The organism is Paenibacillus sp. FSL P4-0338 (genome assembly GCF_038002365.1).
Taxonomy (GTDB): domain Bacteria; phylum Bacillota; class Bacilli; order Paenibacillales; family Paenibacillaceae; genus Paenibacillus_AQ.
In genome coordinates this window covers 111,678-132,551 of sequence record NZ_JBBOCG010000001.1, presented here as the reverse complement: position 1 = coordinate 132,551, position 20,874 = coordinate 111,678, and the positions used below count along the sequence as shown (strand labels likewise).

16 protein-coding genes are annotated in these 20,874 nt (G+C 51.1%); 2 read left to right on the top strand and 14 right to left on the bottom strand.

Features of this window, described 5'->3' with window-relative positions; translation table 11 throughout:
- Positions 1-39 precede the first annotated feature (39 nt).
- Both MKZ07_RS00550 and MKZ07_RS00545 read left to right on the top strand, forming a co-directional pair.
- The gene (locus MKZ07_RS00550) at positions 40-930 is read left to right on the top strand and encodes a carbohydrate ABC transporter permease (RefSeq protein ID WP_036692876.1); all 891 of its coding nucleotides are present in this window, start codon (positions 40-42) and stop codon (positions 928-930) included.
- Positions 930-1,766 (top strand): carbohydrate ABC transporter permease, encoded by an 837-nt coding sequence (locus MKZ07_RS00545; RefSeq protein ID WP_036692874.1) that lies wholly within the window; start codon positions 930-932, stop codon positions 1,764-1,766. The genes MKZ07_RS00550 and MKZ07_RS00545 overlap by 1 nt, the downstream gene beginning before the upstream one ends.
- Positions 1,767-1,845: 79 nt before the next feature.
- Here MKZ07_RS00545 and MKZ07_RS00540 read toward each other — a convergent pair whose 3' ends face one another.
- The 14 genes from MKZ07_RS00540 to MKZ07_RS00475 all read right to left on the bottom strand — a co-directional run bounded on the left by MKZ07_RS00540 (position 1,846) and on the right by MKZ07_RS00475 (position 20,860).
- Positions 1,846-2,955 carry a response regulator gene (locus MKZ07_RS00540; protein ID WP_036692872.1) on the bottom strand — a complete coding sequence of 370 codons (1,110 nt, stop codon included), beginning with the start codon at positions 2,953-2,955 and terminating at the stop codon, positions 1,846-1,848.
- A gap of 35 nt (positions 2,956-2,990) precedes the next feature.
- Positions 2,991-6,098: an ATP-binding protein gene (locus MKZ07_RS00535; RefSeq protein WP_235218367.1), complete on the bottom strand. Its 3,108-nt coding sequence runs from the start codon at positions 6,096-6,098 to the stop codon at positions 2,991-2,993.
- 129 nt (positions 6,099-6,227) lie between these two features.
- Positions 6,228-8,582 (bottom strand): beta-galactosidase, encoded by a 2,355-nt coding sequence (locus MKZ07_RS00530; RefSeq protein ID WP_341023984.1) that lies wholly within the window; start codon positions 8,580-8,582, stop codon positions 6,228-6,230.
- Positions 8,583-8,691: 109 nt separating this feature from the next.
- A complete protein-coding gene (locus tag MKZ07_RS00525) occupies positions 8,692-10,266 on the bottom strand; it encodes an extracellular solute-binding protein (RefSeq protein ID WP_076155158.1) in 1,575 nt (524 codons plus the stop codon).
- Between the two features lie 70 nt (positions 10,267-10,336).
- Positions 10,337-11,266: a carbohydrate ABC transporter permease gene (locus MKZ07_RS00520; RefSeq protein ID WP_036692868.1), complete on the bottom strand. Its 930-nt coding sequence runs from the start codon at positions 11,264-11,266 to the stop codon at positions 10,337-10,339.
- 19 nt (positions 11,267-11,285) lie between these two features.
- Positions 11,286-12,212, bottom strand: a complete 927-nt coding sequence (locus MKZ07_RS00515) for an ABC transporter permease (protein ID WP_036692867.1) — start codon at positions 12,210-12,212, stop codon at positions 11,286-11,288.
- Positions 12,213-12,405: 193 nt separating this feature from the next.
- Entirely contained in the window at positions 12,406-13,965 is a 1,560-nt protein-coding gene (locus tag MKZ07_RS00510; protein ID WP_036692866.1) for a response regulator, read from the bottom strand.
- A gap of 71 nt (positions 13,966-14,036) precedes the next feature.
- Positions 14,037-15,758 carry a sensor histidine kinase gene (locus MKZ07_RS00505; protein WP_036692865.1) on the bottom strand — a complete coding sequence of 574 codons (1,722 nt, stop codon included), beginning with the start codon at positions 15,756-15,758 and terminating at the stop codon, positions 14,037-14,039.
- Between the two features lie 162 nt (positions 15,759-15,920).
- On the bottom strand, positions 15,921-16,910 hold the full coding sequence (locus tag MKZ07_RS00500; RefSeq protein ID WP_442792422.1) for a CapA family protein: 990 nt from the start codon (positions 16,908-16,910) through the stop codon (positions 15,921-15,923).
- An 84-nt stretch (positions 16,911-16,994) separates the two neighbouring features.
- Positions 16,995-17,459, bottom strand: coding sequence for a DUF1877 family protein (locus tag MKZ07_RS00495; protein ID WP_036692861.1), 465 nt, complete (start codon positions 17,457-17,459; stop codon positions 16,995-16,997).
- An 81-nt stretch (positions 17,460-17,540) separates the two neighbouring features.
- A complete protein-coding gene (locus tag MKZ07_RS00490) occupies positions 17,541-18,200 on the bottom strand; it encodes a class I SAM-dependent methyltransferase (RefSeq protein WP_036692859.1) in 660 nt (219 codons plus the stop codon).
- A 96-nt stretch (positions 18,201-18,296) separates the two neighbouring features.
- Entirely contained in the window at positions 18,297-18,905 is a 609-nt protein-coding gene (locus tag MKZ07_RS00485) for a CPBP family intramembrane glutamic endopeptidase (protein WP_036692857.1), read from the bottom strand.
- Positions 18,906-18,908: 3 nt separating this feature from the next.
- Entirely contained in the window at positions 18,909-19,649 is a 741-nt protein-coding gene (locus tag MKZ07_RS00480; protein WP_036692855.1) for a MerR family transcriptional regulator, read from the bottom strand.
- Positions 19,650-19,837: 188 nt separating this feature from the next.
- Complete coding sequence (locus MKZ07_RS00475) at positions 19,838-20,860, bottom strand: SDR family oxidoreductase (RefSeq protein ID WP_036692853.1); 1,023 nt, start codon at positions 20,858-20,860, stop codon at positions 19,838-19,840.
- Between the last annotated feature and the right edge of the window lie 14 nt (positions 20,861-20,874).

The following is a 20,874-nucleotide window of genomic DNA, read 5'->3' as shown; positions in this document are numbered from 1 at the left end:
CTAATACTCCCACCCTATAACTCAAGAAGAGGTGCATCCATGTTAAAAACACCCGGCAAAAGATGGCGCGAGAAATTCGAATTCGGAATCTTTACTCTCCCGGTTCTGATCTGTATCGCTGTAGCCTTCTATATCCCCTTCGCCATGACCATCCGCTATTCAATGACCAAGTGGAACGGGATCTCCAAGCACCCCAAGTTCGTCGGGCTGGATAATTTCAAGCAGATCTTCTCCGGCGATACCAACTTCTCGGATGCCGCCTGGTTCACGATTAAATACGCGGTGCTCTACATTATCATAGTCAACGTGCTGGCGATTCTGCTGGCGGTGCTGCTGGACATGAAGCTGAGAAGCACCTCCTGGCTGAGAGCAGCCTTCTTCATCCCTTATATCCTCAGTCTGGTCATTGTCGGCTTCATCTGGAAGTTCATCTTCATGCAGGGCTTCAACTCACTGGGCGAGAGCACCGGCTGGGCAATCTTCGATCTCAGCTGGCTCGGGACACCGGGACTGGCCTTCATCTCCATCCTGGGCGTATCCATCTGGCAGTCGATCGGGTTCTATCTGGTCATCTACATTGCCGGTCTGCAGTCTGTGCCTGAGGATCTCAAGGAAGCCGCTACAGTAGACGGTGCCGGGCCGCTGAGACGATTCTTCAGCATTACGCTGCCGCTGCTTGCCCCATCGATCACGATCTCTGTGTTCATGGCACTCACCAATTCGATCAAGGTATTCGATGTCATCCTGTCGCTGACCGGCGGCGGTCCCGGCGGAACTACGTATAGTATCGCTTATGATATCTACCGGGATACGTTCCAGAACAATCTGTACGGCTACGGTACAGCCAAAGCGCTCATTCTGTTCCTCGCCGTGCTAGTCGTAACGATCATCCAGCTGACCGTCTTTAAACGGAGAGAGGTAGAGGCCTAATGACAACCAACCACAACAAGGCAGGCAAGATCATCCTGGAGGTTATTCTGGTCCTCTTGTCTCTGCTGTTCCTGTACCCGCTGTTTCTGACCATTATCAACTCGCTCAAAAGCTTCGGCGAGGTCATGACCGATGTCATCGCCCTGCCGCAGAAGCTGACCTTCAGCAACTACTCCTATGTCTGGGAGTTCATCAACTATCCGCGGCTGTTCCTGAACAACTTTATCATTACAGGTGTCGGCCTGCTCGGTATCGTATTCATCTCCTCCATCGCCGCCTATAAGCTGGCCCGGACCAAGACCAGATGGAGCGGTGTCCTGTATTTCCTGTGCATTATGCCAATGCTGATCCCGTTCCAATCGATTATGCTGACGGTCCTCCAGACCGCTAAGAACCTCAACCTGTCGGAGAGCACTTGGGGACTGGGTCTCCTGTACTGGGGCTTCGGCGCTCCGCTGGCGGTATTCATCTATCACGGCTTCGTGAAGGGTATCCCGACAGAGATTGACGAGAGCGCGACGATTGACGGGGCTTCCGGCTTCCGCCTGTTCTTCAGCGTGATCTTCCCGCTGCTGAAATCGGTCACCACCACCATTGTGATCATCGATGTCATGTGGATCTGGAATGACTTCCTGCTCCCGCTGCTAATGGTCAATGGTTCACCGGAGACGAAGACGTTAACGCTGGCGGCTTACACCTTCGTGGGCCAGTATACCTCGGACTGGCAGTATGCCATGACCGCTATGGTAATGGCAGTGCTTCCTTCGATCGTGGTCTTCATCTTCCTGCAGAAATACATTGTGAAGGGCGTTGTGGCGGGGGCGGTTAAGGGCTGATCCTGTGATCACCGCAAAAAGGCGTCCTATAAGCCGTAACGGCTACATGGGACGCCTTTTCTTTTTGCCGCGGGATACCCTAATGAGCCTGCAGCCATTCATTCTTGATTTCTGGCGATAGCTCAAGCCCCAGCTCATTTTTACAAGCCGCTTCAAACTGCTTATAGAGTCTGTTGATATTGTCCATTGCGCCGCGTCCCCGGTACATACCGATTAACATGCAGCTTATTTCCTCCTCCAGCGGATACAGCGACAAGTATTGCTCAAGACGTAATTCTGCTGCTGCTCCATTTCCAGCTGTAAGCTCCGCAGCCGCCAATTCCCGGACCATTGCTGTATATTGCTTGAAGTAAGCTTCCTCTAACGGGATCTTCCATAAGTAATTCTTGCCTTCCAGCAGCGGCCCCTGATACAGCGAACAGAGCTCTTCGGCTTGTTCTGTGGTCAGTCTGCCCTCATTGTGGACCTGCTGCAGTTGATGATACAGAAGGAGATCATATTGTTTATTTGCCGTGTCCAGCCTGTAACCGTCATTAAGCTTCTGTATACTCATCGGAATTTCGTTCTCTTTCAGGACCTTTTTTAACAGGTACAGGGTATTATGCAGATTGGATAATCCCCGCTCTCCCTTCGCATCCTGCCACAACAAATCAATGAGCTTCCACTTGCTGATATACCGTCCAGGGTGGCACAGAAGATAAGCGAACAATTCCTCGGTCCGGCGGGTTCGGAAATGAACCGGGAGTCCCTCCGGATTAAGGACTTCAAATTCACCGAAGCAGCGGACAGAGAAGTTAGACTTGATGGTATCTGCGGGAATGAGGGTTGACCGGTGCTTGAACAGCCGCCCGGTGACCCGCTGAATCGCTTGTGGCGTGACGGGCTTAAGAATATAATCAAGTGCACTTACTTCAAATGCTTCTAGCGCATAATCCTTATAAGCTGTTGTGAACACAATCTCCGCCTGACCCAGCTGCTCATGAATATGCACTGCAAGCTGCAGCCCGTTCATCCTCGGCATCTCCACATCAATGAACACGATATCCGGCTGCAGCTCCTGCAGATTCGCCAAGGCCTCTACCGGATTCGTAAAAGCTCCTACAATGCTGTAATTGCTATTTTGGCCAACCAGCACCTTCATTAAATCCAGGATTGGCCGTTCATCCTCAACAATCATCGTCCGAAACATGGAAGCCCCCTCCTTCACGCAGAATTTTTTTACTCCTACTCCTCAGAAGCCCCTTGCCCGGAGCCGCCACCGCTGAGCGGCAGATAGATCGTAACCTTCGTACCGCTGCCTGCTTCCGAATGAATGCTTAAGCTGGCTCCCGGAATCGTATCCAGACGCTTGCGGATATTCTGAATACCAATGCTTCCTTGCAGCTCTCCTCGACTGTTCAATGTATATAACAGATCAGCGGGGATGCCGACACCGTTATCTTCAACTGAGATCTTCATATATCCGTCACCAGCCTGAATCCTTAAGACAACCTTACCTTGTCCCTCCTTCTCGAACAGTCCATGACGGATGGCATTCTCAATGAACGGCTGGATGCAGAGGGAAGGGATATTCACGGCCTTCAGGGAATCATCCACCTGGCTGCTATAGTCGAACCTCTCCCCGAAGCGGGCTTGTTCAATTTCCACATAGGCTTGAATCAGCTCCAGCTCCCGGTACAAAGGAATGACGAGTGTGGAGCGGTCCATATCCAGAATAAAGCGCATATATTGGCTGAGCATGGTTAACAGATAAGCAGCCTTGACGCCATCGGTATAACAGAATGAGATGATACTGCTCATCGCATTATACAGGAAATGCGGTTTGATCTGGGCTTGATGGAACGCCTGCTCATGCCGGATCGCTTCCTGGATCGACGATTTCATGGCCAGCAGATTATGAATCCGGGCCATCAGCGTCTCGCTCTCAAAGGGCTTGGTCACAAAATCATTCGCCCCGGCCCGGAAGCCCAGCGCAATATCGGAAGGCGCATCCTTAACTGTGGCGAACAGGATGGGCAGATCCAGTATAGAATGGCGGCTACGCAGTGTTTCGCATAATTCTATGCCCGATGTACCCGGCATCATGATATCCAGAATGACAAGATCCACTTGCTGATATTCCTGCAGTTTGGTCAACGCCTCCTTGGCGGAGAAGGCTATCAGCACATTATAATCATGACGGCGGAGAATATTCAGCAGTGTATGGATGTTGGAGGCCTCATCGTCTACAATCAGAATGGTCTGCCCTTCCCGGTCCAGTACATCAAGCACCGTATAATCAACATCAGCATGCAGCGCGTAAGGTCCGGATACGGCAGTCTGCTGATATTCGGGAATAGGGTCGACTACGGGCAGTGTAAATACCATGCAGGTTCCCTTGCCCTTCTCGGACCAATCCACCCGAATCACACCGCCCATACGCTCCACCAGCTTCCTGCTGATATACAGCCCTACCCCCATTCCGGTATATCCGTCCTCCGGCAGCAGCCTGTCCACCTGCTCGAAATATTCAAAGATCGCCGCATGGTTCTCTTCCGATATCCCCGTTCCGGTATCCTCCACTTCAATGGAGACCTCACTCCCGGCTGCTCTTGCTGTAATCTGAATCGATCCGTGACTGGTATGCTTGATCGCGTTATGAACCAGGTTATACATCACCTGCCGCAGCCTGCTCTCATCCGCGAGTACCCAGGTACCAGCTTCCACCTGGTTGAGCAGCTGCACCTCTTTGCCCGCCAGCTCGAACCGGAGAATATCATAGACGATTTGGACAGCCACTCTCAGATCAACAGCGGTCTGGTGCAGTCGCAGTTCTCCGTGCCTCAGCCGGCTGACATCGATCAGATCCTGGATCAGCATCGACAGCTTCGTGGATGTATCCTTGATCAGCCACAGGTTCTGCTTCTGGCCTGCATGCAGATTCTCTTCCTGATTCTCCAGTAGAAACGAGGTCATATTCATAATTCCATGGAGCGGAGTCTTGATCTCATGAGAGGTGTTCATCAGGAATTCATCCTTAAGCTGGTTCGCTGTCCATAGCTTACGGGATAGAATCTCTGCTTTGGCATACGCATTCGAGAACCTTACGGCCAGCAGGATATTAATGAGCACAATAAATGCAATAACCCCGCATCTTCCTGTAAAATTACTCTGCACAATATTCTCGGAATAGAGGCCGTCATTCATCAGATAGATTATCAGCGAGATGGCACCGCCAATGAACAGCATCAGCTCCGCACGGTCTGCCACTTGACTCTGCCTGCGGATATATAAATAGACCATTCTCGCTACAATGCCGAGCATAACGATCCAGAGATAGAATATAAAGAAATATTTCACACGAATATGCACCCCGTACGGCAAAAGCACAACCATAACAAGATACACCATAAACGGGGTAAGAATCAGCTTCAGCCTGCGCAGCGACATCAGGTGCGACTCTACGGTACAAAAGAACACAATAATCAGTATCGCGCTAAGGAAGTGGCTGACATCCAGCAGCTTATACGAAAAATCAAAGGGAACAGACGGCAGGAGACGCTGAAACACCTTCTCCCCGTACAAGGAGTTCTGCAAGGCCAGAAACAATAAGAAAAATCCGCTAAGCAAATACTCCTTCTCTTGGCGCCCAATAAAATAGAAGCTGAGGTGATAGGCACCGAACATGGCCAAGATCAAAATGACTCCAATATCCGCACCGATCTGTATCATGTTGCGCCGGGTGATGTCCTCTTGTGCTCCAAGCGTGAGGGAGTTCACAATTCCACCGGTGACAAAATTATAGTTAGAGACTTGGATCACAATCTCGAGCTTGCGGGCATCCGGGTGAAAAAATACCGAATAAGGTGTATTTCCGGGTTGAAACGCACCTTTGTCGGTAGAAGGAAGCCCGCTGGCCCCCTCCTCCTGTCCACCAATGAACAGACGGTGGGACATTCGGATGCTTCTTATTTTTAAGCCGAGTATTTCATTGGTATCCCTAAGCAATACCTGCAGACGGTAGGTGCCAGAACCCCTGCTGCTCATCCCGCCATCGGGATTCTTGCCGCGCCAGGTACCGGGAACCTTAAAATAGTCAAGCGGAGAATCATACTGTACTAGCCGGAAATCCTCAGGGCTCAGCAGCTCATCCGGATAGAACTCCCATTCACCATCCAACTTCACGGCTCCCTGCTGCTCAAGATTCCAATTGGACAGATCCAGTACTCCCTTGTTCACTCTTACCTCACTTTGAGGAGGGCGGGTCAGTGAGAAGATTATGAAGATTAAAGAAAAGATAATAAAGAAGAATATGCCGATTCCCGCAAGTCTGCGGATATTTACCTTTCTCACAAACAGCCTCCAGTTCAAATCATCGATGTTCTCATTCTAACTTAATGCACTTATAAAAATCTCACAAAATACTCAAACAGAAAAAAGCACCATCCAGCGGAACTTCCTGGACAGTGCTTCCTTCTTGCATTATCTTGTTAATCCGATCCGGTACACCGGGGTAGCGGTCACACTATGGAACGCGGCAACGGCTTCGCCCTCGAACACCTTCTCCACCGCCATGGCGGCATCGTCGGCCAGCTTGACGGCACCGGTGCGGCGCGGCGTGGTCTCCAGTACGATCTCGCCCCGGCGCAGCACCTCCCGGAACCGCGACAGGCCGATTTCCCAAGGCAAGCCGTTATAGAAATGGTCGTGGAACAGCTGTCCGGCAGCGAAGGCATAACCTACATTTCCGGTATAGTCGATGCTCAGCAGTACTTCTTCCGTACTCTCGAGGACATCCTCAGGCAACTGGAGGACAACCTTGTGGTCCTGAATCCGGCGCATGATAACCGCAACTTCCTTCTGCGGAACCAGCACATCATATGCCTGGAACCAGTCCTCCTGGCGGCCGCTGACCATGGCATCCGCCTGTGCCATATTCCACTGCGTTGCCGCTTCGGTTTCGCCCGTGTATTCACAGAAGGTGAATGCATGCTGCCCTTGGCTGATGAATTCCATCCCGCCTGGGGTCTGAACCGGAGGAGCCGGTGAGAAGATTAGGCGGCGGCGGCCGTTCTCTTCAAGCTCCCACATCGTCGCTGCTTCACGAGCACTCATGGCGTAGATACGGACTTCTCTGGCTCCGTCCCGCCGGATCACAATCATAGAAGACTGGTCATGCGGAATCAGCACATTGTAGCCGTCAATCTCTGCTACGTCCCCGGTCTCCGCGCTCACCTCCAGAATACCGGCACTCGCGTCAATCTGGAACTCGCCGTCAACACCCTCTGGCACAGAGAAGAAGTAGGTCGCTGCTTCCTCCGTTTCAATAACTGTTACAGGCTGGGCTGTAGCAAATTTAAGATTCAGGCCATCCAGCGCGAAGTTGAACGGCAGCAGGAAGGAAGCCTTGGGCTGAACCGTCAGCTTGCTCCGCTGCGGGAAGCTCAGCGTCTCCTCTCCCAGTTCTACCGCAAATACAACCTCCTCATGTGTATCCATCTCCACATGGTCCTGATAATTATTGACGAACACAAAACCCGACTTGCCGTCCGTGCGGACAGCATAACGCAGCGTATGCGCATCCTCCGGCGTAACTGCTTCCGCCCCCTCGGGCAGCACAGTCGCCATCGGTGCCAGCCGGTCTGCGAACCGGCGCAGGAAATAATGAAGCGGACGAAGCAGATGATTCGACTCGCGGATCTGGCCGAATTCGCCAATCGGCGCCTGGAAGTCATAGGTCAGCTTCGGGGTGGTGCTCTCATTCAGGTATCCGGTTCTTCCCACCGGATTCGTTCCGCCATGGAACATATAATACCCGATGAAGTTGCAGCCTCCGGCAAGATTCATTAAGGTCATGGCGATGACACTTTCCGGCTCCACCTGGAACCGTGACAGGTACCAGGTCTGCATGCCGCCGCCCATCTCGCAGCAGGCGAACGGGTATTTCGTCCGCGGATACGGCGGATTGAATTCGCCGCCCGGCGCCTGCTCATCATGGAAGTTCACGAATACATATTCCGGCGTTGGCTTCTGGACCTGGTTCGGATCACTGATGCTCCATGGAGTATAGGCATACCCTCCATACAGCGGAAGTACCTCATCCTCCAGGAACGGCGCCTCGCCCCAGCCGGTGCTGGTATAGATCGGGGCGATCAGACCCGAATCCACCGCATACTGTTTAAGCAGACGCATATGCTCCGATCCCGCTTCACCGCTAACGCCGCCACTCAGGTATTCATCACCCTGCTTGGCGGTTTCTTCCCAGAGTGCGGCAGCAGCATTTAGCTCATTCTCCAATTGAATGCCGATCACCGGACCGCCATCCTTGAACATCTGCCCGGCAGCCTGTTTGCCGATCTCCTTGAACAGCCGGTTCACATACTTCAGGTAGCCCTCATCATTGGAGCGGACCGCGAATTCGCGCCCAAACAGCCAGTCCGGCAATCCGCCGTTACGGACCTCGCCATGACAGAACGGACCCACACGCAGGATAACGTATAGGCCATTATCCCGGCACAGCTCCACGAACCGCCGGAGATTGCGGTTGCCCGCCCATTCGAACACCCCTTCAAGCTCTTCGTGATGATTCCAGAAAATATAGGTCGCAACCACATTGATTCCCGACAGCTTCAGCTTGCGGATCTCACTCCCCCATTCCGCCGCAGGATAACGGGAATAATGGAACTCGCCGCAGATGGCGAAGTAGGGCTTGCCATTCAGTTCCATATAATAATTGGTGAAGCTGAGCTCATCCCCTTGAGGACTGGTTCCGCCCAGCCGCAGCGTAGACGGGTAGATATTCTTGGGAGACACATGAGCCTGAATCGTATACTTCATGAGAATTGCTCCTTTGCCGAAATGTATGATTCATGTACAATCTATACCTATAATTTCACAAAAACTGCCCCAAAGCTAATGCTTTGGAGCAGCCCGTAAGCTTATGCTGTTATTTCTGCGCTGCGAGGAACGCATCGATCTGTGTCTGCATTTCAGTCTGAACCTTATCGAGACCTGCTGATTTCAACTGCTTGATCAGATCTGCCTGGCCTTTAGCCAGATCTTCGATCAATCCGTACTCCAGTGGAATCGCATAACGCAGCATCACGTTGCCGATGTTAGCTACTTCGTTCTTCACTGGCGTAGTGTCGAAGACGAAGGTTTCGAGCGGGAAGTGATAGATGCTGGACTGCCAAGTGTTGAACATATCGTCCGCTTCCTTAGGATACGCTGCATCCTGACGGTTCAGCGGGGAATTCCAGCCCCAGTTCGAGAAGCCCGTGTAGTTAGCGGCAGCAGGACCGGCGGTGAACTTCTTGTCGCCTTCCGGATTGTAGTTGCTTCCAGCGATACCGTACATCGTCAAATCGTGAATCTCTTTGTCATTCTGCAGTAAATCGAGCAGCATCAGTGCGCGCTCAGGATTCTTGGAGGTAGCATGCACAGACATCCCGTTCTGCGTTGAGATCGCAGCAATTTTCTTTTTGTCCGGGGTAAGGTCAGCAATAGCCAGCTCAACATCCGGTTTGTCACGGCGCATTTCAGCCAGGTTAGCAGCTACAGTACCCAGGTTGTGTGCATAAGAGGACACCTTGCCTGCTTTAATATCCTGCCATACATCGTTTTTGTTGCTGACTACGTTCTTGGACCATGCGCCATTATCGGCCAGGTCTTTGTAATATTGAAGCAGGGAAGTGAATTCCGGTGTGTCATAGATATTGAAGACTTTACCGGAAGCATCATCCAGCTTATACGCCAGCGGCAGCAAGCTTCTGTCTACGACCTTGAAGTTGTTGTTCTGCTCCAGCAGCGTTTGATCCAGCTCATGGAATTTCCAGCCGTCTGCCGGCTTAGCTCCATAGGCAGTAATCCCTTTTTCATCCTTGGCAATCGCCTTCAGGTACGTTGCGTACGATTCAGGACTGTTGATTTCAGGCAGGTTATGCTTTTTGCGCAGATCCTCACGGTACAGCACTACTTTGTCGGTTACTTCAACATTGTTGTTCGGAACCATGAACAGCTTACCGTCCACTTTTGCCTGATCCCAGTTCACTTTCGGCATAGCTTCCCAGGTCTGCGGCATATACTTGGTCAGCATATCATCCGTCAGTTCCAGGAATCCGCCCTTCAACGCCTGATCGTTATAGAAGGCCCAGTTCGCTGTATACACGAGGTCGAAATCTTCGTTCGCCGCGAACTTCAGCGGGTATTTCTGGGTCCAGTCGGACCAGTCGAGGAACTCAGTTTCTACGGTAGCATTGATTTTCTCCTTGAGCTTGGTGTTCAGTTCTCCGAAGACCTTATCATAATCCCCAGGCTGTGGTCCGAGCAGAATCATTTTGAGCTTCACTTCTTTGGAGGTGTCCGGAGCGCCCGAATTTGTTGCTCCTTCCGATGTCGCCGGAGCCTTAGTGGCCTCCGCTCCTGTATTAGCGTTATTATTGCCGCCACCGCATGCACTGAGGACCGTCCCTAGTGCCATCATCGTTGCAAGCGTTACTGTAAGTTTCTTTTTCTTGTTCATCATGACCGATATTTCCCCCTTAAGTAATAGTTGCCTCAAGTCTTGTATTGATAACCAGGTTACCCTGTGATCATCCTTTAACTGCACCAATCGTAAGTCCTGTTACAAAATACTTCTGGATGAACGGATATGCCAGCAGGATCGGACCTGTAGCTACAATCGTCATGGCCATCTTCAGACTTTCGGTTGGCAGGTCCGTGTTGACTACCGCACCGGAAGCCATCATCGCCTTACGCATTCCATCCATGTTACCTAACATTTTGTAGAGATAATACTGGAGCGGCATCAGCTCCGACTTGGAGATGAAGAGCAATGCGTTATACCAGTCATTCCAGTAGGCCAAGGCAATGAACAGACCAATGGTCGCCAGAGCGGGCTTGGACAACGGTACAATTAACTGCATGAAGATCCGGAAATCGCCGGCTCCGTCAATTTTGGCGGATTCTGTAATCGCATCCGGGATGCTGCTCATGAAGGACTTCATGACAATAATATAGAAGACGTTCATCATCATCGGCAGAATCAGTACCAGAAGCGTATCCTTCAGATGCAGATAGTTGATGATCATCAGATACCATGGAACCAGACCGCCGCTGAACAATGTAGTGAAGAAGAAGAAGAAGGAGAAGCGGCTGCGCCATTTGAAATCTCTCCGGGACAGCACGTAGGCTGTCATTGATGTCAGGAACAATCCGACGATCGTACCGATGGCTGTAACGGAGATCGTCACGCCATACGCTCTGAGCATCTCAGCCGGATACTTGAACAGCAGGCTGTACGCTTCTGTCGAGAAGGCGGTCGGGAAGATCTGGAACCCTTTCTCGATAATCGCGCTCTCTTCACTCAGAGAGGAAGAGATAACCAGAATGAACGGGAAGATACAGAATATGGCCAGTATCGTAAGGGTTACGTATCCGATAACGGATAGCACCATTTTGTCCCGGTTTGCAGGCTTTCTGCGTACTTCCGGTGATTTAATATTAGCAGTGGTTGAACTCATCGGGCATTACCTCCTTGTCCTAGAATAGAGCGCGATCCTTGTCGTATCGGCGTACTGCATAGTTGGCCAGCATGATAGTTGCGAAGCCGAGCAGAGATTGATAGAAGCCGGCTGCTGCAGACATCCCGATTTCATTGGATGTGGTCAGCGAGCGGAAGACGAAGGTGTCGATTACGTCTGTGGATGAGAACAACAGGCCGTTGTTGCCGACCATATTGTAGAACATCCCGAAGTCTCCGCGGAAGATATTACCGATCGCCAGCAGCACCAGAATAATGACGGTCGGCATCAGGTTCGGAATCGTAATTTTCATAATACGCTGGAAAATATTCGCGCCGTCAATTTCGGCGGCTTCATACATCTCGGTGTCAATGCTGGTAATCGCGGCCAGATACATGATCGTTCCGTAGCCGAGTGTCTTCCACGCGGATACGATAACCAGAATGAACGGCCAGTAGGCTGCCGTATTATAAATATCGATTGGCTGCATACCCAGTCCCTTCAGCAGCACATTGACCGTACCTACATCGAAGTTGAACAGGTTGTACGCAATCGCGCCCACAACAACCCAGGAGATGAAATAAGGCAGGAACAATACCGTTTGGGTCAGCTTGCGGAACCATTTGCCCGCTACCTCGAACAGCAGGATAGCTGCGAAGATCTGAAGCCCGTTGTTCACAACGATGAATGCAATGTTATATAGCGCTGTATTTCGGGTTACGCGCCAGGCGTCGCCGGAATCAAAGAAGAATTTGAAGTTATCCAGCCCGTTCCACGGACTGCCGAATACCCCGCCCGTATAATCAAATTGCTTGAATGCCAGCACAATGCCCGACATAGGCAGATAAGCAAAGAGCAGAAAGAACAATACTGCCGGTGTCAGCATAAGAAGCAAGGATCTGTATTTCTTGACGTCATCCCAGAATCCATGTTGTTTCTGTTTCATCTTGAATCCCCTTTCCCATTCCCATTTCTCTATAGACTTATTATAAATAAGCGTCCATCCGGTGTGGATTAGGGCTATCAACTAAAAGTAATACTTTTTCAACGATCCGTTTAAATATATATACTTTCCAAAAAACAAAAAACGTTGCCCTCTGATTTGAAAACCAGAGCTGGCAACGTTTGGTAAGCAAAGCCTATATCTTCTGCTTCTTGCGGTATTCCCCGGGCGTCATGCCGGTGATCTGCTTGAACTGACGGTTGAAATAGATGATATTCTTATAGCCCATCCGTTCAGCTATCTCATAGATCTTAAGCGTCGGATCACTGAGCAGCTCGAACACTCTGCCTGTCTTGCGTTCGTTGACGTATTCACTGAAAGGAACCCCGTATTCCTCCTTGAACAGGAAGCCCAGATAATTCGGGGTGAAATCGAAGTGGGCGGCTACCTCCTTCAGTGTGATCTTCTTCTCCAGATTCTCCTCGACATAATTCATAATCTCGTCGATCAGCTTGCGCTTCTGCCGTTGCCGCTTCACATACAGCAGCTCTGACAGCTCGAAGAATCTCCGTCTCATCCACGACAGGATATCATGAATCGTCTCGAACTGGAACAAGATATCCGGCTGATGGGACTCCCACTGGAGCAGCTCATACAGATTCTCATTCTGCTGCTGAAGATCCGCATGCAGCTTGGAGGTGATACGGATAATCAGCTCATAGACATCCTTCTTGCCCGCATTCGTGAACAGCTCCAGGAGATGATCATCAATCGCCACCAGATCGTACTGGATGATCGCCTCCAGCAGTTGCACAACAGTCTGTTCAATCCTTGCCCCCGGCGTCCCGCGCGGGGAGGACTCCAGATTGTCGCGGATCAGCCGGTTCTTGCCCAGCAGCCACTTCGCACTGAGTGCAGCCGTTGCCTGCTGGTAGGATTCATGCAGCCCCGCCTCATTCTGGGCGTAACGCCCGACCCCGATGGTTAAGGTGCAGGGTGAACTCCCGGCCATCTGCTTAATCAGCTCATCCAACAGACTGAGGAAGCTGTCCGGCGGAAGGCTGCACAGAATGACGAACCGGTGATGATGGACAGGAATCAGCGTTCCCAGCTGGGCGCTCTCTACGAACGCTCTAATCTGTCCAGCCATCTGCCGCGTCTTGACACGCGCATCCTCCTCGGACAGGTCGCGCATTTTCCATTCCAGATCATCAATCTCAATAATCGCTGCAGCCGCCCCCTTCATGAGCAGCGGATTCAGGGCACTGCGCAGATGCTGCTCCGCCGGCTCAGGCGATGCATCCTCGAACCAGCGCAGAATCAGCTCCTTGTTCACCAGGGACAGCGCCTCGGTGAAGGAGCGGTTCTGCTCCCGTTCCTGCTCCAGAGCGGCAGACAGAGATTCCAGCATGTCATAGAGATCCTTGTCTTCTACAGGCTTCAACAAATAACCGGAGGCATTGATCTCAATTGCTTCCTTAGCATAGCTGAAATCCTCATGGCCGCTGATGAAGACAATTTTGACCTTCGGATGGATGACCTTGGCCCGCCGCGCGAATTCCGTCCCCGTCATAATGGGCATCCGTATATCGGACAGGATGATATCCACCCGCTCCTGTTCCATGATCTTAAGCGCATTGAAGCCGCTGTTCGCCGTTCCTACCACTGCAAGATCCAGCGGGCTGGCCAGCACTCTGCGCCGCAGCCACTCCAGATCGATCGCTTCATCGTCAACCAGCAATATATTGATACTCATCGCAATCTTGTCCTCCTGTATGTGTAACTGACCCTATGTCCCTCAGCTATTCGAATTATAGCGCCCTTGGTTTACAGCTCCTCATCGCCCTGGAGCCCAGCGGGGAGCAGCAGCCGCACGGTTGTGCCGCCACCGTAGAAGCTGGCAATTGTCACTCCGTACGCATCGCCGTATCTGAGCTTAATCCGCTCGTCCACATTTTTCACACCGTACCCGCCTGACTGGCTCGGCCCCTGCATCATACGCTTGACCACCTCAGGGCGCATGCCGATCCCGTTATCGATTACCTTAAGTTCAATATTGTCCCCTACCCGCTTGCCGGTCAGCCGGATGGCAATGGTCTCACCGAACCAGGCATGCTTGAATATATTCTCCACAAAAGGCTGAAGCAGCAGCTTAATCACCTGCATATGCAGAATCTCCTCGTCCACATCCACGTGCAGCGTGAAGGCATCTGCATATTTGACCCGCTGGATCTCCAGATACGTAGCCACCTGATCCAGCTCCTTTTCCAGTTCAATATAGACATTGCCCTGATTGAGCGTCAGCCGGTAGAACCGGGACAGCCCCTGGACCATCTCCGTAACTTTACCAATCTCACCGAGATTAGCCAGGCTGCTGATCGTAGACAGTGTATTATAGAGAAAATGCGGATTGATCTGTGCCTGCAGGGCTTCCAGCTCCGCCTGCTTCTTCTGGATTCCCTGCACATACACGCTGTTGATCAGCCCCTGGATGTTGGAGGCCATATCATTGAAGGAATCCGCGATCTGCACGAATTCATCATTGCCGGAGAAGCGGATACGCTTCTGGAAGTTCCCGTCCTGGAAGGAGCGCACCAGGCCTACGATCCGGCTCATTTTGCGGCCCGATATCCGTGCCACCACATACCCGATCAGGGTCATGACCAGGAAGCTAAGACTGCAGACCGCGATAATCACACGGCGCAGGCGTCCGGCATCCTGGGTGAGATATTTATGCGGAACCATCGCTTCAATAATGAAGTTACTGCCCGGAATCGGTTCCTGCAGCCTGAGGAAGCTCCCCTCTGCACTGCTATTATTGGCCGGACCCCGCTGGAACAGAACGTCACCGGTGGTCTCCTCCACCAGCCGCAGCGTAATTCCTTCCTCCAGCGGAAAGGTATCGAAGCCGCCGAACAGGTCCTCCAGCGATACCGTAATCCGCACATACCCGATCAGCGACTTGTAGTCACTGAAGTTGACGAGTCTGCGCACATGCGAGAGATTGCCCAGCTTCTGGTCCGTATCAATCTGCAGCCACAAATTATCACGCTTGGAATCCTTCAGTGAGCGGTACCATGAACTGCCTGTAATATCGTCCAGCGGCAGAATGTAGTAATCGCTGGTAATAATCGGCTCATCCAGATTATCGCCCGACACAATGTTCAGATCAGCGTTCGGGGTGTAGAGCATAAAGCGGATCTTGTTCCCGAACAGCTGCAGCGGCGCGGTAATCTGGGGGACAATCTCGTCAAGCATCGTCAGATAGATCTCAAACGGCGTCCCCTTCTGCTCAAGCGCACGCTGGAATGGCTGGCTGCCGAACAGGTTGTCCGACATCCGCTGAATCTCGTCCATCTGATAGCGGATATTGTTCCTCGACTGCTCCATGCCGGTACGGATGTTGGACTCGGCCATCTCTGTCCGGGAATCGGTCAGCATGGAATAGGAGATATAGCCGATGAACACATCCGTAAGCAGAACCAGCAGCAGATAAGGAATCATCATTTTATAGGTGAAAGGCATGTACTTCTTAAGCTTGGGCATCATTCACTGGACATCCTCTGCATGGAATTCGTTATAGCTATTCTACTCCGAAACGGTCTTTATGATAATACCAGGAACACGCCAAATAGCCCAGGGAGGATTAGGAAACAGCTCCCCGGGCTTATAGGTTATGGCCTCATACAAAACGATTCATTAAGGCTTACTTCACAGTTTCTCGCTGACTGCCCCGCCCGCTGTAATCTTCGCATTGAAGGAGAGCTGGTTCAGCTTCTTGATGGTCTCTTTATTGTAGGCATCCCCCATGAAATTCGGCTGGCCGCCAATGATTTTGACCGGCGTAATGCTGCTGGTTACCCCTGACGGGATAATGGTGAAATTAACCAACATGGAATGCAGGGTCTTGTCTCCGCCCCGTGTAGAACGGTTGAACACAAAATTGCCCAGTGAATAATAGATCGGCTTATGCTTGTAATATTCAATGCCCATCAGGCAATGACTATGCGCACCCAGGATGATATCTGCTCCGCTGTCGATCATCTGCTTGGCCAGCTTCCGGGCATACGCTTCCGGGTAATCCTTGAATTCCTGATTCCAGTGAATATATACAACCGTATAATCATTATCCTTGGCAGACTTCTTAATTGCACTCATCAGCGGCTCTGCCGTATAAGCGGAAGCTGCACCCGGACTGTTCTTGCCTGCATACCACGAAGGATCTGACAGCACACGGCTTGTACCCAGAACGGCGATCCGCTTGCCCTTGACGGTCTTGACATACGGTTTGAACGCTTCAGTGATATTGGCACCCGCACCGGTGTGCCCAATGTTGTTCTTATCCAGATGAATCAGCGTATCCAGCATCGCGGTCCGGCCGTAATCCAGAATATGATTATTGGCTACGGTCACGCCGTCGATCCCCGCTTTGCTTAATCCCTCAAGGGCCGCCGGCTTGGAGCGGAAGGCGAACGTCTTACTGGCCGCAGCCCCGCGCACAGAGACCGGAGTCTCCAGATTGGCAAAAGCCATATCTGCCTTCTGCAGCACCGGCGCTACCTTGGCGAACGGGAAATCAACGCCATACTTGGCAATCTGGTCGCCGACAAAGCCGTCCAGCAGAATATCCCCGGCAAACGTAAGGCGGATCTCCTCCTGCGGGGCAGCCCCCTTGGCGCTTATCCCCGCGGCAGGGACCAGTAGAAGAAGAATTATGAATATAACAGCATATCTGCGCAAAGTTCTCTAGCCCCTTTTTCTAATGTAATATAATAATGACTGTGGCTAGGAAATATAGAACACAACGCAGGATGCGCTCGCACTTGCCTGCTGATAGAACTCCCGGATGGCCTCGAAATAAGTATAGATATAATCAAAAAATTCATCCGCCTCATCATCATCCATCAACGGATAGATTCCTTCCTCCATCATCTGCCGGAACGGGTAGTGTTCCCGGAGCCAGGCTTCTTCTATTTCCTCCAGAGCCTCTGCGGTTAGCTTCACCTCATCCGGTTCCAGGGCGAACACCTCGGCATCGGACAAGTGCCCGATATAATGACTGGTCAGAGGAACAACAGCACCCAGAGGCGAAGAATTGCCTTCCTGTCCGCCATTCAGTATATAGTGCAGGGCTTGCCAGGACTTATCAATATCCAGCTTAGGCCCAATTTCGTGCAGGCTCACTTCTTCCGCACGGATCGACTGAAGTAATTCAGCAGGTACCGCCAGATAATTGCCGATCATCCCCATGAGATTGTCTCCTTCTTTCTTATGCCCTTGAAGCTATTCTACTACAATGGAAGGAAACAACCAAATGATGGATGAACTTTGCTAGATTTGAGCTTTTTTAAGCACTGCCCGGAAGCAGCTCAGGCCGCCCCACTGATCTGTCCGCACCGCATCTGCCGGAAGATTGAAGTCCGTCTCGCCCCAATACTGGAATCCGGCCTGCAGCAGAATCTCGTTCATCCGTGGCAGGTTGACAGTCGGATGGTCAAAGGTCAGCACCAGCAGACCTTCTCCGTTAAGCGTTCTATGGAATTCGCGGACTGCCAGCACCGCCTCCTGAACAGACAGATGCTCCAGCACCGAGATACAAAAAACTGTATCAAAGCTCTCATCCTCATAAGGCAGTGAGGTCAGATCAGCCTGGGCGAGATGCAGCCTGTTCACAGGTCCGGCCTCCACCTGGCGGGCTGCAGTTGCTCCGGCATCCTCGGTGATATTCTCCATTATCGCTTTATGCGACAGAATCCGGGCATCCTTATCGCAGGCATACACCTCAGCGCTATGCTCGGCAAGATAGAATTTGAGCGGGTGAGAGATTCCGCAGGCTGCGTCCAGTACCACATCATGCGGTGAGATGAAATGCGTACACCATTCGTATTCATACGGGCGGCTCCACCAGGCTTCCGGCAAATCATAAACCAGCTTGTCACGGCGTGCATCGGTATTCACAAAAAAACGGGAGACGTAAGGATGTGTCGGCATGGCCAGGACTCCTTTACTCGTGGGGATTTCGGTAGTGAGAGTATATTCACGAATCCCGGTTTCATGCTATAACCTCGCAGCAGCCTGACATGGGGATTATTTCGTAAGCTTCATAAAGTAGATTCCTATACCCAGATTATAAATGGCATGGGCAATAATCGATGAAATCAACGAATCCGTAAAATAGAACAATAAAGCAAATATCAGGCCATTAATGAATACTAATGCGTAAGCCAAATGTACCCCTTTATACTGTGGGATATGAATAACCCAAAATAAAAAAGTACTTATGACAATCACAACTCCATCAAGGAAAGAGCCATAACCTGTAAACAGTCCAATTAATACGCCCCTGAAGAAAAATTCTTCTACAATTCCTCCGCCCAGTGAGCTGACGGCAATGCCGCTTGGAGTTCTCATGATATTACGTATAATCTCCGTACCTTCCGACTGAGGAAGCACCGTTTTAGTTGTTATGATAAGACCGACTGAGATAAGCACTACAATCGTACCCACGAACAGACCCAGCAACGTAACTTCAAGAAAAGACATCCCACTGGGAACAAACAAGGACTGGATATAGGGAATGATTTCACCCCACCGGAAAATTGCAATGAGTGCTGCGCCTAAAACCAGAAATGGCACTAAACCTAACCCAATCTGGATCAGCCATTTATTATGTTGCCGAGTACTTAATTCACTCAATTTCTATTCCCCCCTTCCTTCAAACTGGTTGTTATAAAAGACATGAACCGCTTCAGCAAAAAATTCAGCCATATCATCAGGCAACAAAGCTCTTAAAATGTCCGATGGTTTGTTGGAGCCCCGATCTGAATGAAAAAGCTCGTTCATAGATACCGGAACAAGGGCTAATACTTCCTGTAACTCCCGCTGTACTTCTTGACTATCAGGACGCAGTCCGCTGTCAATGGATGTCTGAAAAAGAGACAATAACCTCCGGTTTAACCGATCGAATGCTATCTGTTGCTGTTTATTTTTGGGCATGATTTTATCTACCGTGGTTGCAGGGAAGTATTGTTGTAAAATCGTTCTTTGATCTTCTTCTAACCGGATCGCATTCATGAGCAACATCAGATCTTCATTGCTCAAATCGCCCGTTTCATTCATTACCTTCTTGATTCGGGCTATCATGTCCAAGGATTCGTTTATTATTTTTCGCTTATCAAGAAGCACAGCCTCCTGCATTTCCACCATTTCTCCAAAAGAATACACGGTCTCTTCAAGCATTTGTTTGATTTCGGTTAGCGGCCAGCCCATACTCTTAAGCAACTGTATGTTATAGAATTTCTTGAGATCATCTCTAGCATAAATTTTCTGATTGGCATCGTTTTTCTTTCCGGGAACAAGAAGCCCGATTTTCTCATAATGTCTTAGTGTCCTTATCGTCGTATTAACAGCGCTGGCGAATTTGCCCACCGTGAGCTCCATATAATCCCCCCATGTATTACCGTTTTAGATTTATAAGTACCGTGTTTTTTTATTATAAACTGTGACGTAACGTCCTACTCAATCCCTAATATTCAGGGTGGAAGGCTTCGCAAGCAAAACAGGCGCTATCCGTTAACGGACAGCACCTGCTCGGCGTAATCTATAGGACTTGTATCTATAAAATCTACTTATACATAATAGCTAAGCAGCTTCGCATCGACGCCGTGCCTGGCGATCAATCCGTCCAGCATCTTGGACCAGTCATGGTCTGAGGTGCAGCGTTCCGGCTGGGCTTCGAACCAGGCAACCGACCGCTTCACGCCTTCCGCGAACGGCAGGGTGGCCTGGAAGTCAGGCACCAGACGTTTGATCTTGCTGTTGTCGAATACACTGCTGACTGCCTGATCCCCGACCAGTCCGTCCGCCGTTCCCGCTGGAGTATTCGCAGCAATGAAGTCCGTAGACATGTGTACAACCTTCGGCTCACGGCCGGCTGCCTCCCCGATGGCGGCATAGATCTGATTCCAGTTCAGCACCTCATCCGAGGTAATATGAACCGCTTCTCCAATCGCTTCCTGGAGTCCCAGCAAACCAACGAAGCCTTTGGCAAAATCCGTATTATGGGTCAATGTCCATAGAGAGGTGCCATCGCCATGAATAACGAGCGGCTGTCCCTTGCGGATGCGTTCCACCAAGGACCATGGATGGCTCCAGCTGGTCAGCGCCGCCGGAATGGCTGTATCTCCGTAAGTATGCGAGGGACGGACAATCGTCACCGGGAAGCCGCTGCTCTGGTACGCTTCCATAAGCAGTTCCTCGGAAGCAATCTTGTCCCGGGAATACTGCCAGTAGGGATTCACCAGCGGAGTCTCTTCGGTAATCAGATAATTACGCTGGGGCTTCTGGTAAGCGGAAGCCGAGCTAATATAGATATACTGCCGCGTCTTGCCAGTGAACAGGTCAATATCTGTCTGCACATGCTCTGGCGTGAAGGCAATCCAGTCGACTACAACATCGAAGTCATACCCCTTCAGCGCTTCGGATGCCTGCTCCTTGTCACGGATATCACCGTGTATCACCTGTGCACCCTGCGGCACGAAGCTGCTGCGTTCTCCACGGTTGAACAGATACAGTTCTATTCCCCGTTCCACTGCCAGCCGGGAAACCGCCTGACTAATAAGCCCCGTTCCTCCGATAAATAGAACCTTCATCTGTATCCTCCCTC

Coding starts and splice junctions, on each gene's coding strand:
- MKZ07_RS00550 (WP_036692876.1), top strand. CDS start 40: ATGTTAAAAACACCCGGCAAAAGATGGCGCGAGAAATTCGAATTCGGA.
- MKZ07_RS00545 (WP_036692874.1), top strand. CDS start 930: ATGACAACCAACCACAACAAGGCAGGCAAGATCATCCTGGAGGTTATT.
- MKZ07_RS00540 (WP_036692872.1), bottom strand. CDS start 2,955: ATGTTTCGGACGATGATTGTTGAGGATGAACGGCCAATCCTGGATTTA.
- MKZ07_RS00530 (WP_341023984.1), bottom strand. CDS start 8,582: ATGAAGTATACGATTCAGGCTCATGTGTCTCCCAAGAATATCTACCCG.
- MKZ07_RS00525 (WP_076155158.1), bottom strand. CDS start 10,266: ATGAACAAGAAAAAGAAACTTACAGTAACGCTTGCAACGATGATGGCA.
- MKZ07_RS00520 (WP_036692868.1), bottom strand. CDS start 11,266: ATGAGTTCAACCACTGCTAATATTAAATCACCGGAAGTACGCAGAAAG.
- MKZ07_RS00515 (WP_036692867.1), bottom strand. CDS start 12,212: ATGAAACAGAAACAACATGGATTCTGGGATGACGTCAAGAAATACAGA.
- MKZ07_RS00510 (WP_036692866.1), bottom strand. CDS start 13,965: ATGAGTATCAATATATTGCTGGTTGACGATGAAGCGATCGATCTGGAG.
- MKZ07_RS00505 (WP_036692865.1), bottom strand. CDS start 15,758: ATGATGCCCAAGCTTAAGAAGTACATGCCTTTCACCTATAAAATGATG.
- MKZ07_RS00495 (WP_036692861.1), bottom strand. CDS start 17,459: ATGGGGATGATCGGCAATTATCTGGCGGTACCTGCTGAATTACTTCAG.
- MKZ07_RS00490 (WP_036692859.1), bottom strand. CDS start 18,200: ATGCCGACACATCCTTACGTCTCCCGTTTTTTTGTGAATACCGATGCA.
- MKZ07_RS00480 (WP_036692855.1), bottom strand. CDS start 19,649: ATGGAGCTCACGGTGGGCAAATTCGCCAGCGCTGTTAATACGACGATA.
- MKZ07_RS00475 (WP_036692853.1), bottom strand. CDS start 20,860: ATGAAGGTTCTATTTATCGGAGGAACGGGGCTTATTAGTCAGGCGGTT.